Here is a 16,035-nt window from a genome sequence, read left to right on the forward strand (position 1 = left end):
ACTAATTATTGCCATGCCTGAAGAATTATTTGTTACATCGCATGCTACCCATAGTGTAGCTCTTGAAACGAAGATCGATCCGAAAGGTTTGGGACGCTATCAATGCGTTGGTCCTCTGCACATTGACAAAAGGTGGCACCGACCAAGGTGCGTGCTTATGCCTATGCACCAGAATTGATCAATTGATAACAGCGGAGAGTTCGGGAAGTCATGTATGTTGGATATGGTGGCCACGGTTCCGATGAGCGCGCCCACAAGTATGTTAAGAAGCTAACTAACTTAGACAAATAACTATGATCCAGCGAAAAGGCATTATTCTAGCAGGCGGTTCGGGCACCCGATTGCGCCCCGCGACACTCTCCATTAGCAAGCAGTTGTTGCCGGTTTACGATAAACCGATGATTTACTACCCCTTAAGTACGCTGATGCTTGCCGGTATACGCGACGTATTGATCATTAGCACGCCACAGGACACTCCGCGGTTCGAGCAGCTGTTGGCGGACGGTTCGCAGTGGGGTATTAACATTCAATACGCGGTGCAGGCTAGGCCGGACGGCTTGGCGCAGGCCTTCATTCTCGGCGAAAAATTTCTGAATAATGCGCCGAGCGCACTTGTATTGGGAGATAACATTTTCCATGGCCATGATTTTGCATCACTTTTGGCCGACGCTGATGCCCAGACAATTGGAGCAACTGTGTTCGCTTACCATGTGAGCGATCCTGAGCGCTATGGTGTAGTGGCTTTCGATGCACAAGGCAAAGCCAGCAGCATTGAAGAAAAGCCTAGTCAGCCGAGGAGTAATTACGCGGTGACGGGCCTGTACTTTTACGACAGCCAAGTGGTTCAAATTGCGAAGTCCGTCAAACCCAGCTTCCGTGGTGAGCTTGAGATTACGACAGTCAACCAAGCTTATTTGGAGCAAGGCAGGCTGCGCGTTCAAATTATGCAGCGCGGTTATGCATGGCTGGATACCGGTACGCACGAGAGCTTATTGGACGCTAGCTCATTCATTGCCACCCTGGAGCATCGCCAAGGCTTGAAGGTGGCCTGCCCCGAAGAGATATCGTGGCGAAAAAAATGGATCACTTCCGAGCAACTTGGAGAACTTGCGCAGCCGCTGGCAAAAAACGGCTATGGTAAGTATTTGCAGCGTATTCTGAAAGAGAAAATTCTTTAACTATCGAAGATGCTGGGAAATTCATCGGAATAGCCAAATGAAATATACTCGGGGTGTCTTTTCAAGCGAGTGTAGTCGAAAAGACGGGACGTCGACAAGCTTTGCTCGCGGAGTTGCCTTCCGGCCAGACGCGCCAGCATTTTCTATAACGCCGTGGATCGTGGGACCCAAGGTTTGAACGCCAAATCCGTCGCAGTGGTTCTGGGACTGGTGTCGTTTGGTCGGCACATACGGCATCGGGCGTTTCAGCTAAACATGCTGCTTGGTACAGTCAAATCGATGTAGGGGTATTTGCATGAATTTAAAGGGTAAGCGTTTAATTGTCGTGTTGGGAATGCACCGCAGCGGCACTAGTGCCATCACGCGCGCGCTAACTGTTCTTGGTGTGACCCTTGGCGACAGATTGCTGCCGCCTGCGGAAGGTATCAATCTCAAAGGATATTTTGAAGATATTGACCTAAATGCGCTAAATATTCAGATGTTGCAAGCGATCGGCAGCGAGTGGCATTGTGTAGATCCGATAGAAGCCAGCGATGTAGAGAACTTGCGCAATAATGGGTACTTCATTCGCGCCGTGAATTTGCTTCGGCATAAAACCACGAATGCTTCGATTTTTGGGTTCAAGGATCCGCGCGTAGCCAAGTTGCTGCCTTTCTGGCACCAGGTGTTTGTACATTGCGGCTTTGATATCGGTTATATCATTGCTTTACGCAATCCGCTTAGTGTGGCGCAGTCTTTGGCAAAACGAGACGGCTTTCAGACAGAAAAGAGCTATATGCTCTGGCTGGGGCATGTTCTTGCCAGTCTAGCGCATACTGAAACTCATAGGCGAGTTCTAATTGACTACGACAATTTTTTAGATGCGCCGCAAAACAACTTGCAGTCGATTGCTGACCGCCTCGATTTGAGGATAGATCCTGACGCACTGCGGTACTATCTATCGGAATTCCTTGACAAAGGATTGCGAAATACCGTGTATGCAGCGAACGACCTGGCTGTAGATCAGGGCTGTCCGCCGCTCCTTCGGGAAATCTACGGCGTATTGATCGAGGTCTCTCGCAATAATAAGCAACTAGAGGATGAAAACTTTCACGCTCGTACGGCACTCTGGCTAGACGAATTTAATCGTCAGAAAGTAGGTTTGCGATGGATTGATCAGCTTTCGGAGAAGATTGATACCCTCAATCGATGCATTGCTACAACAAATGAGGCAAACTCAGGCCTAGTCAAAGCCGCCCAGGAGCAAGATCAGAATGTATTTCGAAAATCATTTGACGCGAAATGGTATTTGGAGACCAATCCAGATGTTGCTGCTGCGGGACACGACCCATATCTTCACTACATAAAAGATGGGGTAACGGAAGGACGTCATCCATCCGCTGATCTGGTCGGCTTGATTCGCGTTGCTCTGCCGGAGCGGTTGAAAGAACTCAATGCCGAGCTCAATCATGTCAAGTTTCTAGCTGAGCAGCAATCATTTCAGCTGGCAGAACGGGAAAAAGAGTTTTCGGAGAAGTTACAAGACCTCAAGCGCCAACATGAGCAGCAAGAAGGCGAAGACCGTCGCCAATACGCTGAGCGTGAACGGACATGTCTTGCAGATCTGGCGCTAGCGCGCCAGCAGCTAGATGCCCAGATGCTTGTGGTTGCACAGAGAGAGAACGCATTTTCACAGCAGTTGCAGGAGCTTCGGCAAACGCACGATGAGCAAAAAGGCGAGCAGAGTCGCCAATATGCCCTGCGCGAGCAGCGTCATCTTGTGCAGCTGACTTTTGCTCGTAACCAACTCGAAGCACGCCTGCTCGAGCTTGCACAACGAGAAAGGGCATTCTGTGAGCGGCTGCAAGAAATCCAGCAAGCGTACGAGCAGCACAAAGATGAACAGAGGCGGAAGCACGCAGAGGCCGAGCAGCTTTACCTTGCAGAACTGGCGCTGGCGCGGCAACAGGTAGAAACGCATTTGCTTGCGCTCGCGCAGCGGGAAGAAGCATTTTCGGATCAGTTGCAGGAAATGCAAAAGGCGCACGAGCAGCAAATGGAGGAACAGGCTCGAAAACACGCGGTACGTGAGCAGGCTCATCTGGGGCAGCTAGATTTGGCTCGCGACCAAGTTGAAATGCGCGTGCTCGAACTCGCACAACGAGAAAGGGCATTCTCCGCGCAGTTGCAGGAAATCCAGCAAGCCCATAATAAGCAAAAAGATGAGCAGTGGCGGCAACATGCCGAGCGGGAACAGCTACTCAGAGCGGACCTAGCCGCCAAAGAGAGCGAATTACTTAACCTCGTACAAAGCTGGATAGAGACGGAGAAAACGCATACGTTTGTGATTACGCAACTTCACCGTGAACTAGACGCCATTCGCGCGACATTTTTATGGCGTATGACAGCACCCTTGCGCTATTTAATCGGCTTTCTAGGGCAAAAAAATCTAGTTGCGGAAAAACAGCGTACTAATTGGTCGTCACCACTCTTTTCGAAATTGCCGGGTATTTCACGGCACATTAGCGAGGAGGCCGTCGTGCCCAGAGTTGACGAAGCTAGCCCGATGGGGCGCCGTGATGGGTGGTCGACAACCGATCCGATGCCCGACAATTCGTTCGTAACTTTAGTAAACACAGCTAATAAGATTGTTGACATGCCCGCGACCCACCCAAACCTTGTAGCAGCTACATTGGATGAACTGCTCTCGTACCACGACGAATTCTTCATCCACAGCGCTTACCATACGCTGCTGGGGCGCGGGCCTGAGACAGAAGGATTCCGTTACTACCTTGCTCGGTTAGAAGCAGGCGTTAGTAAAATAGAGATACTTGGCCAATTGCGCAAAAGTCGAGAAGGAAAATCGTATCCGGTAAAAGTGGCAGGCCTTGATGCGGCCGTTGGAAAAAACAGTCGTAGTCGATGGCCGATAGTCGGGTCATGGTTTGGGGAAAGCACCAGAAAAACAAAAATTCGAATGAATTTGATCGAAAACAAACTGCGGCACCTTGAAGCAAAAATGGATAGGCGATTTGATCATCTCGCCAGTTCCATCGCGCTTATTCAAGGCGAAATGGCGGTTGTATCAAATAATTTGGTCTCGTCTTCACCAGCGGAGGGCTCCCATCAGTTGGATATTGCGGTCTCTAATGCTTATGAGGTTTTGCTAAAAAGTGACTTTTTTGATCCGCGCTACTATTTGCAAATGTATGTGGATGTCGCTGCAGCGAACATCGACCCCGTACAACACTATTTGTTAGACGGGTGGAGGGAGGGCCGAAATCCGTCAGCAAAGTTTGACACGAATTTCTATCTTTCGACCAATCAAGATGTCGCGGCTAGTGCGGTGAATCCGCTTCTGCACTATATTCAATATGGTATGGCCGAGGGACGGGCGTCATTGGCGATTAATGCGATTAAAGACGTAAGAGACGCGATTTGCTTATTCAATAAGCAAGATTGCATTCCGACTTTTGATGAGAATAACCCCATTGATATTATAATTCCGATTTATAACGGTTACGATTATTTGCAACCTCTTTTCGATAGCATTGTAAAAAATAGCACAATACGTTATCGGTTGATTGTTGTAAATGATTGTAGTCCGGATCACCGAATTGCGAAATTTATCGAGCTTTTTGGGATTTCTAATCCGTCTGTCGAGCTAATTTTTCTTGAAAACGAAAGCAATTTGGGATTTGTTCGGAGCGTCAATAAGGCCGTCGCGTACACAAATAATAATTTTGTGATTCTTAATACGGATACTGAAGTTCCTCCTGGTTGGCTCGAAAGACTCATGTATCCGATCTTTGAAATGAGCGATGTGGCAAGCACCACGCCATTTACTAATTCGGGAACGATTTTCAGTTTTCCGACCTATCTCAAAGACAACGTTATCTTTGAGGGGCTGTGCGTGGAAGAGATCGACCGGTATTTCAAAGATGTAAACTTTGAAAAGACGCACATCGCGATCCCGACAGGCGTCGGTTTCTGTATGGGTGTGAATAAATCCCTCGTCGATAAGATCGGCATGTTCGACGAAGTTTTCGGTAAGGGATATGGCGAGGAAAACGACTGGTGCCAACGGGCAATCAGCGAAGGCTATAAAAATGTACATGTGACGAACTTGTTTGTATATCACAAGCACGGCGGCTCATTTGCCAGCGAGACAAAGAGGAAGTTAATTGAGGAAAACTTTAAAATCTTAATTGCTCGACATCCCCTGTATGAAAAGCACATTCATGCAGCTATCGGCGAAAATAAACTCGATTTTCTTAGACGGTTGCTTGTGTTGAAGGTTCTAAGTGACTCGCGCACCTCTCATCTTATTCTTGATCATTCCTTGGGGGGCGGGGCGAACCAGTACAGTGAACAAAAAATTTCCAATCATCTGGCAGCGGGTGATGTTGTCTGCTCTGTAAAATTCGACTTTAAGCAAACGAAGCAGTATCTGATCGAGTTTAGATTTGCTGAAGAGAGTTCGATTTTTAAATCAGTTGATATCGATAGCCTTTACGAATTTATATCGATATTTAATTTCAAAAATATTTTCGTAAACTCTTTAGTATCATTTAATGAGGTAGGACGACACCTTGATAAGATTGCGTCGTTGAAGAAGCGTCATGGTAAAAATGTGAAGCTCACTGTGCCGATGCACGACTTTTTCCCCGTATGCCCAAGCTATACGCTTTTGGACGAAACCGCAACGTATTGCGCCGTTCCTCGCAATTTACGAAAATGCTCAAAATGTCTGAAGGAAAGCGATGGCGATTTCAAAACGTTTGAGAATTCTGAGGATATTCAAGACTGGCGCGAGAAATGGGGCACCGTTCTTCGCTTGTCGGATGAGGTGCTTTGCTTTTCGAATTCATCCAAAGATATTCTTCTGAAAGCGTACGAGGTGCCGTCGGAAAAAACAAACATCGTTCCGCATGATATTTCGGGGCGCTACGGTAACATTTACGTTCCGCGGGAAAACCCTTCCGAGCTACGGGTTGGGATTCTTGGAGCAATAAACGAAGCAAAAGGAGCGAGTATTGTTCGAAAACTTGTTGAAGATTTCGACCAACAGTCCTGTCCAGTAAAAGTGATTTTAATTGGTGAAATCTCCGCGTGGTTCAGTTCGCCGTCTTTCGAGGTGACTGGCAGATATAACGCCGCTGATCTGCAAGATATTGTTTTGCAAAAGAAAATTGATGTTTTCTTGATCCCGTCGGTGTGGCCTGAAACTTTTTCGTATACGACCGACGAAATCATGCAGATGGGCTATCCGCTTATTGTTTTTGACCTTGGTGCGCCTGCGGAAAGAGTCCGAAACTACGAGCTCGGTGAAGTAGTCGAAATCAATGAGCTGCACGACGTTCTGATAACGCACGCCAAAAAACTTGGAATTGCGGACGGGACAAAGGAAGTTGCCCATGCGCGTATCTTTGAAGCACAAGATAAATTCGCCGCTCAAGATGAGCTTTGATGGCGGATGGGTTTTCGGGTGCCCTTTGAAGGGCATTCGTTATTCGTCTATTTTGCGGAAGGTTAAATAAAGTGGCGGTTATCCTTAATCAAGAACTCTTGGGTAAGCTTCGAGAGTTCGGTGTATCAACGCATCACCAGCCGGGCATTTCTTTGCCAGATGACGTGGTGTTCGAACCCCCGTGCAGTTTTAAATGGATGGATATACACCATTCGTTGCATTTGGGCGCGTTCAGTTATGCCGTGAGTGGCTTCTATTTTGGCTGTAGGATTGGGCGCTATTGTTCCTTTGGAGAGGAGGTGCAGATTGGACGGCATCCTCATCCACTGCACTATTTCAGTACGTCTCCGTTTTTCTTTCAAAGGTACGAAGACATACTCGACAATGCTGCCGCAGAAGGAGTTGAATTAGATTTTGATGCTGATTTTAAAAGAAATACTCCACCTGTGGTGGCCAAATTAACCTTCATCGGGAATGATGTATGGATCGGGCATGGCGCATTTATTCTCCCTGGGGTAAAAATTGGTGATGGTGCTGTTGTTGCTGCTAATGCAGTTGTTACAAAGGACGTTCCGCCCTATGCCATTGTTGGTGGCTCGCCTGCTAGAGTCTTGAAATACAAAGTTCCGGATAAACTGATCGAAGACCTTCTCGACTCAAAATGGTGGGAATTCGCGCCATGGCAATTGAAGGGAGCGCGATTAGATGACATTCCGAGTTTTATTGAATTCATAAAGAGATTAAGGGATTCGACCCCTGCATTTAAGCCTTACCAAGTGGACATTCGCACCTTGGTGGGATATTGATTAGAGACTTTTTTATTCATCTATTCGCTGCGGCAAATTTATCTATGGTCATCAGTGATTGATGAAAAGAATTCTAGAGTACCTTAATCAATTCCGCTTGCAATGGGGCGTAAATTGTCTTTTTTTTGGTAAGCCGCCGCGTTCGAGCAAGAAGAATGTAAGCGATGAAAATGAAGAGGCGATATCGTCATTCTCAGTGCAGAGCGTTCTGCGCCCGAATTGGTACATGCTTGAGATACAAGTCAAGGCGGATATCATTCGAGTAAACGGCAAGGCCTATCTGAATGGCAATTCTGAACATAGCTATGCCGAGTCGCTGGATTTAACTCTCCTTGCTGGCCGAATGTTCAAGCGGCTTATCCGCGTCGCCCATAGTGGGCGGTTGTGCCTTGAGTTGCAGTTGCCCAGTAGTTGCTGGGAACTGCAGCATTTCCGTTTGGTGAGAGTCACGCGCGCATTTGCCGTGTCAAGAATGCTTACAAAGTTACAGGCGACGCATCCGAGTTATAAGATACGCGCCGAAAAAATGCCGTGTAGGGCGCTGAAAGATTCGGCGAAAACGTCCGATATTTCGAAACTTTGGAAGGACTATTGCGCTCTCTTTGATAAATCCGCGGAAATTGTCCCCTATTCAGTTTGGATTGGGGCGTTTGATTGCGTTACTGACGATACGCGAGCGGCCATGCGAGCACGTATTGCAGAGTTCGAACGACGACCGCTTGTGTCCATTGTAATGCGTGTAAGCGACCCACATCCCATCTGGCTCCAGGAGGCTATAGCGTCAATACGCAATCAGGTCTACGGCGAATGGGAATTGTGTGTTGCTGACGATGCGTCGGGTAATCCCGTTATTCGCCGAATGCTTGCGCGTTACGCTAGATTAGATAAGCGGATTAAGGTGTTGACCTATGAACAAACAGAGTGCGGTCCGGCTGCATCAAGCGGCGTGCTGGCGTTAGCACAAGGTTATTGGATTGCGCTGATGGAGCAGGACGACTTGCTCGCTGAGCATGCGTTGTTTTGGGCGGTGGAAGCAATTAACCGGCTTCCGAGGTGCCGAGCTATCTATTCGGATGAGGACAAAATTGACGATCAGGGTGTCCGCTCGGATCCTTATTTCAAGTGCGAGTGGAATCCCGATCTATTTTATTCGCAAAACTTGTTTTCGCACCTTGGATTGTTCGAAGCAAAGCTCGTGCGTGAAGTAGGAGGGTTCGGGAGCGGTCCCGACAGTTGGTCAGGTTATGATCTCGCGCTGCGCAGTGTCGAGCGTATCGAGCCGAATGAAATCCATCATATTGCCCGAGTGCTGTACCATCGACGCATCCATGCTGATGGTGCGGCATACTCTTTTCAAAAAAAGCTTGCGTCGAAAATCGACGGAGTACGTGCGCTCAATAATCATTTGGGTAGACGTCGTGTTAATGCGACGGCCGAAATGTTAGAGTACGGCTATCGGGTGCGCTATTCCTTGCCTGTAGTCTTACCAATGATTAGTCTGATTATCCCTACCCGAAACGGTGTGAAACTTCTGCGAGGATGTGTTGAATCAATCCTTGCGAAGACTAGGTACCGGTACTATGAGATCCTCATCATCGATAATGGCTCGGATGATCCTGAGACACTAATCTATTTGAAAGGCCTCGCTTCGGAATCGAAAATCCGTGTGATACGTGATGATCGTGCCTTCAACTATTCCGCGTTGAATAACTCCGCCGTCAAATTAGCGCGAGGCGACATAATTGGGTTAATTAATAACGATGTTGAGGTGATAAGTCCGGACTGGTTATGTGAAATGGTTAGTCACGCAAGTCGTCCCGAGGTGGGAGCCGTAGGAGCGCGACTTTGGTACTCGGACGATACTATTCAACATGCCGGGGTTGTTCTAGGCGTCGATGGTCTGGCTGGGCACGTGCATCGATTTTTGCCACGAGGAAATCTGGGTTATTACGCGCGGGCTAGCCTGATTCAATCTTTTTCGGCAGTGACGGGCGCCTGTCTGCTCGTGCGAAAGTCGATTTACGACGCTCTTGGCGGCCTTAACGAAACGGATTTACAGGTGGCCTGCAACGATGTGGACTTTTGTCTGCGCCTCCGTGAGGCCGGGTATCGAAACATCTGGACGCCGTACGCAGAGCTATACCACCATGAATCGGCTTCTAGGGGTTTTGACGACACACCAGAAAAACTGAGCCGTTCGGCTCGAGAGGTTGCGTACATGAAGCATCGCTGGGGAGATGCATTGTTGCAAGACCCTGCTTACAGTCCGAATCTGAGCTTGGATGGAGAAAATTTCGACCTCGCATGGCCCCCGAGGGTTGAATCTTTTGTTTCCGCTACTGGATTTTCTGTTGCTTAATGTCAAAAATTAAAAATCTTTCAACATGAAGAGTGAAAAAAAGCTCCAAGTTCTCTTGGAAATGCGGCCAGCCCTTGATGGCTTTGCTGGTATTCCGCAGGAAACGCGCCTGTTGTTTCGTGGGTTGTGCATGATCGATACGATTGACATTGAAGGCTTGCTGCAAACGTCCTTAAAGTTCTTGGCTCCAGGTATGTCGGAAACGAGACTGAGCGTTACGGCGAATGTGGAAGAGACGCGCCTGAACTGTTATTCCCGCGTCATTGTCTCGATGGAGAACAAGCCCTCGAAAGAACCCTTCAAAGCAGCGATGCTCTATCTCAAAAGGCGGCGCGTTGCTTACTCGCTTATTTTTTCGACATTGTTTTTTCGGGGGAAACGACAAGTCAGAACATCAAAATTTGAGTCCCGTCATTTTGAGGACTACATTTGGCAAACATTGTTTGCCAAAACGCTCCACCCTGCAGATTTTGACCTTGTCACTACAAAAAATTACCGCGTGTGCACTATACCGTGGAATGTTCTCCAATCGGCCGGGTTGAATTCGCGCAAGTTTTCGGCCAACGCTGTTTATCCCGTGCTCGATACCAAGGATGCTGACATATTGATCGCGCAAACACCTTATCCGGCGCGAGTCGGTAAGGATACGGTTTTGGTCGTGCGGTATCACGACGCGCTTCCTGTGTTTATGCCGCATGCGTTCGCCAACAAGTCTCGGCATCAGGCGACGCATTTTCGTGCGTTGCAGAGTAATGTGCAATCGGGCGCCTATTTTGCCTGTGTGTCGGAATCCACGCGTCAGGATCTGATCCGCCTGTTCCCGGAGGCTATCGATCGCGCTGCTACCATTCATAATATGGTTTCCCACCATTTCTACGAGGAGGATTCCTCTGGGGAACGGGTTCGGCAGATTGTCCGCTCCCGATTGAACCTTCAAGCGCCGGCGGCGCGCCCTGAATTTCGCGCCTTGATAGAGCAAGAGGATTTTTATAAGCGGCACTTAGATCTGCCAGGCTTTAAATACTTGCTTATGGTGGCGACTATCGAGCCTAGAAAAAACCATGGGCGATTGATTGCGGCATGGGAAATCATTCGGGCGGAGTTCGATCCATGCATAAAACTGGTTATCGTCGGTAGCATGGGTTGGAATGTCGAGCCGATCATGAGGGAGATGCGGACGTGGATTGATCAAGGTGCGCTTTTCGTATTGAATAATGTCCCAGCCTCCGATCTGCGTGTCCTGTACCGTCATGCAGAGGCGACCGTCTGCCCTAGTTTGGCGGAGGGGTTTGATTTCTCGGGAGTGGAATGCATGCGCAGCGGCGGCATTGCGATTGCCTCGGATATTGCTGTTCATCGTGAGGTGTACCGCGATGCCGTGGAATATTTTGAGCCATATTCCACTGAGAGCTTGGTGGATGCTCTAAAGAAAGTTCTTTATGATCCGAATGCCTCGAAATTGAATGAAGAGTTACGCGTGCGCGGTAGAGAAGTGTCGCTCCGCTACTTGCCAGAAACAATTTTGCCGCAGTGGGATCTGTTTTTGAGGCGTGCGGCCAATGGCGAAGCTGTCGGTGATATTTTTTGCGCTGCTGGCGAATATACGGAGTAGGGCAACGACCAAATCGCCGAACCTAGTGTGGAGTGAATCAGCCGTCACGAGGGCGAGGCGAGAGAAGTTGAACGGAAACGCGAGTGTGGTCCTTTGGTCTACCGGGTTGTCCGGCTCCGGTAAGTCAACTTTGGCGAATGCGGTAGAGGAACAGTTGCATCAGATGCGGCGCGCTACGTTTCTCCTTGACGGGGACAGTGTACGCCAAGACCTTTGCCGTGATCTGGGGTTTTCGGAACGGGATAGGATAGAAAATATTAGTCGCATTCGAAAACCGCATATGAGTTCCGGTACGAAGCCAGTGCGGCTGCCGCATCTTTGGCCTTTGCTGCTGCGGCGTCGACTTGGCGCTGCGCAAACTCCACGGTGTCATTGCGCCGCGATCGTTCATGCGGTTGATCAGGCGCTCGCTCATCGCCAGCAACGCCTCGTTGATCTTCTCGGCGTCGTTCGCAGAATACGCTCGAACCTGCAGGGTCGTAATGGCAGAGGTTCTACCGAGACAATGTGGTTATCGTGGTACCTCCATAGCGCTCAAAGCTGTCGTCAAAGCTTCTTCTGAAATGACTGACAAAGTCCCCATGGGTGCTGTAAGCGTCGAGAATGAAGTTGGCCTGGTTCAACTCTTTCAGCGCATCGCGCGACTGAATGTAGTCGATTAGGGGGTAGGTCCCACGCAACGCATTTGGCGAGCAACAAAGAAAAGGCGCGGGCGCCAACAAAATCCTTGTGATTGAAACAGCGCAAACGTTTTACATGGGCCAATACGAATCTTTACGCGATGTTTTTGCCGGTGTTAAACGCGCAGGTCGGGCGCGGAATTTTCTTACACGGCAAATGGCAACGTACGCGCACCCAGTGGAGCAAGGGCGCCCGATTATATCCAGCAGGTCTGGCTTGCGTCATCCAACTTCGTGTCCTTTCAACAATTTTCCTAATTTTTCGTGTTGCGAGTTATTTTTCGCCTCGTAATGTTGTATTCTTCGCTCCTTGCTTAAGACCAGTCGCACAATTCAAACGATACCAAGGTCGCCGGGGGCCGAAGACGCACGTATGTCTATGTGTTCTATCGGTAATGCTCGACCTGCCATAAGACGTACTCACATGCACCGCTCTTTCCTCGCCCTGCAAGGCACGGCTTCTCCGTTCTTTAGCCGACTTGCCACAGCACTGCGCGAGCGCGGCCACACCGTACGTCGTGTTAATTTCTGCGGCGGTGATCTGTCATACGCTTGCAATAGTGATGCATGGAATTTTCGCGCACAGCCAGGCGAATTATCCGATTGGTATTCCAATAAGGTGAACGCCGGCAGCTTTACCGACGTACTAATGTTCGGTGACTGTCGCGAAATACATCGCCCGGTACACCCTATTGCAAAAACCCACGGCCTGCGCGTCCACGTTTTCGAAGAAGGCTACGTCCGCCCGCATTGGCTGACGCTGGAAAAACACGGCGTAAACGGTCGCTCGCAATTACCGCGCGATCCCGCCTGGTATCTCGACCAACGCCGTTTCACGCCGCCCAGCCCCGTCGGTCATCCCACTGGCTATAACCTTTACGAGCGCGCTTTTCACGACATGCGTTATCGCAGCGCCAACACGCTATTCGCGTTGCGATTTCCGCACTACCGAAGCCATCGTCCGAGAAACGGTTTCTTTGAATACTCGGGACTAGCCGCGCGCGCATTGCGCCAACGCAAACACCATCACGATTCCGACACAGTCACTCGCGACCTACGCGATGCCGGTCGCGCGTATTACATCTTTCCGCTGCAACTGAATTCGGACGCGCAGATCGTCGTCCATTCGCCGTTCGACAGCGTGCGCGAAGCAATCGCAAAAGTACTGACGTCGTTCGCGCATCACGCGCCGGCCGACAGTTGGCTCGTGATCAAGAACCATCCGCTCGACACCGGCCTGATCGACTACCGCCGTCACGCTGAGCAACTCGCGCGCGAGCTTGGCATCGCCGAGCGCATGCGTTTCATCGACGCAGGCCATCTGCCGACGCTGCTCGACCACGCACGCGGCGCCGTCGTGGTGAACAGCACAGTCGGCTTGTCGGCGCTGCATCACCGTCGTCCGTTGGTCGCGTTGGGCACGGCGATCTACAGCATGCCGGGCCTCACCTGGCAGGGCTCGCTCGACGACTTCTGGCAGCACGGCGAGCCGCCGGACATGAATCTGTACCAAGCCTTCCTCGACTACGTCGTCCACCACACCCAGATCAACGGCGACTTCTACACGCGCACCGGCATTGCGATGGCCACAGCCGGCGCGGTGCAACGCCTCGAGGCGGGCGCGCATGCGTAACGCCGCCCCGCGCCACATCGTCATCACCGGCGCGAGCGCGGGGCTCGGCCGCGCGCTCGCGCTGGCTTACTCGGCGCCTGGCGTAGTGCTCGGCCTGATAGGCCGCGACGCCGAGCGCCTCGAAGCGTCGGCGCAAGCCTGCCGCGCAAAAGGCGCAAGCGTGCAGACCGCCCTGATCGACGTGCGCGACGCGCAAGGCATGCAAGCCTGGTTGCAAGAATTCGACGACGCACATCCAATCGATCTGCTTGTCGCTAACGCCGGCGCCGCCAGCACGCTCGCATCCGCAAGCGACTGGGAAGACCAGGAGCGCACGGCTGCGATCGTCGACACCAACTTCTACGGCGCAATGCACGCGGCGCTCCCGGTCATCGCCCGCATGCGCGCGCGCAAACACGGCCACGTAGCGCTGATCAGCTCGCTCGCCGCGTTGCGCGGCATGGCAATTTCGCCCGCTTATTGCGCGAGCAAAGCGGCGATCAAGGCCTACGGCGATTCAGTCCGTCCGATCCTGTCGCGCGACGGCATTCGCATGTCGATCGTTCTGCCGGGCTTCGTGAAGACCGCAATGAGCGACGTGTTCCCCGGTGACAAGCCGTTCCTCTGGTCCGCGGACAAAGCGGCGGAACACATCCAGCGCAAGCTCAAAGCAGGCCGCGCCGAAATCGCGTTCCCGAGCCTGCTCGCGTTCGGCATGCGGCTCTTGCCGTTGCTGCCCGCCGTCCTCGCCGACGCAATTCTCGGTGGCCTGTCGTATCTTCCGCGCGAGGAGCACTGAGTGAACGCGACGCTCGCGCTCAGTTTCGCGGCCGCTGCCGGCCTTGCGTTTCTGCCGGAAGCACTCGCGCAGCCGCGCGCGTCGCTGCGTCGCTCGCCGTTGGCGTTCGCGTTGCACGTCGCGGCGATTGTGTTCCTCTGCGCATGCGTGTTGCTGATCACCGGGCGCGTGCGCTTTTCCGCCTTCGTCGCGATCGCACTGGTCGCATTATTGGCAGGCGTCAGCAACGCGAAATACGCGTCGCTGCGCGAGCCATTCGTGTTCACCGACCTGAGTCTCTTCAGCCAGCTATTCGCGCATCCGCGTCTTTATCTGCCGTTCCTGAGCGTGGGCACCGTCATCGCGATCGTGCTTGGCATCGTCGTGGTCGTCGCGGCGTTTGTCGCAGACACGCCCGTGGCGCATCGGCCTATCGCCGCGCTTTTGCTCGCCGCGTACGCATCGCTCGCGGCCGCCTACGCTTGCGCCGCGCGGCTGCCGCTAACACTGCGCGCCGTCGACGATCAGCAACGCCACGGTTTTTTCACGGTTTTCATCGCGTATCTGCTGAACGGCATGCGCCCGGCGACTGTGCGTCGATTGCGCGCCGCGCTCGCCGCCGGTCCGTATGCGACCGGCAAGCCGCACACGATGCCCGACGTGGTCCTGATCCAGAGCGAGTCCTTCTTCGACGCGCGGCGCCTGTCCATCTCGATCGATCCGTCGATCCTGCGCAACTTCGATCTCGCGCGCCGTGAGTCGGTCCAGCATGGCGAGCTGACGGTGCCCGCGTGGGGCGCGAACACGATGCGCACGGAGTTCTCGGTGCTGACGGGCATCGACCAAACGCAACTCGGTTATGCGCGCTTCTACCCGTACGTTTTTGTACGGCGCGCGTGCGCGTCGCTCGCATCGTGGTTCAAGCGCGGCGGCTATCAGACGCTCGCGATTCACCCGTACTACGCCGATTTCTTCGGCCGCGAGCGCGCCTTCAAACATTTGCAGATCGACCGCTTCGTCGACATCGAGGCATTCGCGGACGCGCCACGCGCTGGCCCGTACGTCGCCGATATGGCGGTCGCGGGCGCGATCATCGAAGCGCTCGACGAACCGCGCGAGAAGCCCGCGTTCATCTTCTCGATGACGATGGAAAACCACGGCCCGCTGCATCTGGAAACTGTTCGACCCGGCGAGGCCGCCGCTTTCCATTCGCTCGGCGACGACGAGCAATGGCGCGACCTGACCGCTTATCTGCGGCATCTGTCAAACGCCGATGCGATGCTCGGCCGCCTGCTCGCCGCGCTGCGCGCGCGGCGCCGCGACACGGTGCTGTGTTTTTATGGCGATCACGTGCCGGCGCTTTCGCACGTGTACGCGCAATTCGACAACGAACCCGCACACAGCAACTACTTCATCTGGCGCAACTATGGTGATGCGCCTGCCATCCGAACAGATCTTTACGCCGCGCAACTTGGCGTCGCCCTCGTAGAAGCGCTCGCGCCGGCCGTATCGCGTGAGACGCCGACGCGCACGCTGCACCGAACAGAAGAACAATGACGAA

The 16,035-nt window shown here is 52.2% G+C and carries 9 protein-coding genes; all 9 read left to right on the forward strand.

All coding sequences use genetic code 11. The features are described 5' to 3' along the window. The first annotated feature begins 293 nt into the window (after positions 1-293). The 9 genes from rfbA (at position 294) to OKW41_RS11015 (ending at position 16,031) form a co-directional block, all read left to right on the forward strand. Positions 294-1,178 carry a glucose-1-phosphate thymidylyltransferase RfbA gene (gene rfbA / locus OKW41_RS10975; protein ID WP_429572483.1) on the forward strand — a complete coding sequence of 295 codons (885 nt, stop codon included), beginning with the start codon at positions 294-296 and terminating at the stop codon, positions 1,176-1,178. A 295-nt stretch (positions 1,179-1,473) separates the two neighbouring features. Continuing rightward, the gene (locus OKW41_RS10980; protein WP_429572484.1) at positions 1,474-6,627 is read left to right on the forward strand and encodes a glycosyltransferase; all 5,154 of its coding nucleotides are present in this window, start codon (positions 1,474-1,476) and stop codon (positions 6,625-6,627) included. A gap of 71 nt (positions 6,628-6,698) precedes the next feature. Then, the gene (locus OKW41_RS10985) at positions 6,699-7,433 is read left to right on the forward strand and encodes a CatB-related O-acetyltransferase (RefSeq protein ID WP_429572485.1); all 735 of its coding nucleotides are present in this window, start codon (positions 6,699-6,701) and stop codon (positions 7,431-7,433) included. Positions 7,434-7,494: 61 nt separating this feature from the next. Next, a complete protein-coding gene (locus tag OKW41_RS10990) occupies positions 7,495-9,792 on the forward strand; it encodes a glycosyltransferase family 2 protein (protein ID WP_429572486.1) in 2,298 nt (765 codons plus the stop codon). Positions 9,793-9,817: 25 nt separating this feature from the next. Beyond that, positions 9,818-11,404 carry a glycosyltransferase family 4 protein gene (locus tag OKW41_RS10995; RefSeq protein ID WP_429572487.1) on the forward strand — a complete coding sequence of 529 codons (1,587 nt, stop codon included), beginning with the start codon at positions 9,818-9,820 and terminating at the stop codon, positions 11,402-11,404. Then, positions 11,352-11,966, forward strand: coding sequence for an adenylyl-sulfate kinase (locus tag OKW41_RS11000; protein ID WP_429572488.1), 615 nt, complete (start codon positions 11,352-11,354; stop codon positions 11,964-11,966). The genes OKW41_RS10995 and OKW41_RS11000 overlap by 53 nt, the downstream gene beginning before the upstream one ends. Positions 11,967-12,508: 542 nt before the next feature. After that, on the forward strand, positions 12,509-13,717 hold the full coding sequence (locus tag OKW41_RS11005) for a capsule biosynthesis protein (protein ID WP_429572489.1): 1,209 nt from the start codon (positions 12,509-12,511) through the stop codon (positions 13,715-13,717). Further along, positions 13,710-14,495, forward strand: coding sequence for an SDR family NAD(P)-dependent oxidoreductase (locus OKW41_RS11010; protein ID WP_429572490.1), 786 nt, complete (start codon positions 13,710-13,712; stop codon positions 14,493-14,495). Before OKW41_RS11005 ends, OKW41_RS11010 begins: the two co-directional genes overlap by 8 nt. Continuing rightward, positions 14,496-16,031: an LTA synthase family protein gene (locus OKW41_RS11015; RefSeq protein WP_429572491.1), complete on the forward strand. Its 1,536-nt coding sequence runs from the start codon at positions 14,496-14,498 to the stop codon at positions 16,029-16,031. Positions 16,032-16,035: the final 4 nt, after the last annotated feature.

Source organism: Paraburkholderia sp. UCT70, assembly GCF_050434085.1.
Classification (GTDB): domain Bacteria; phylum Pseudomonadota; class Gammaproteobacteria; order Burkholderiales; family Burkholderiaceae; genus Paraburkholderia; species Paraburkholderia tuberum.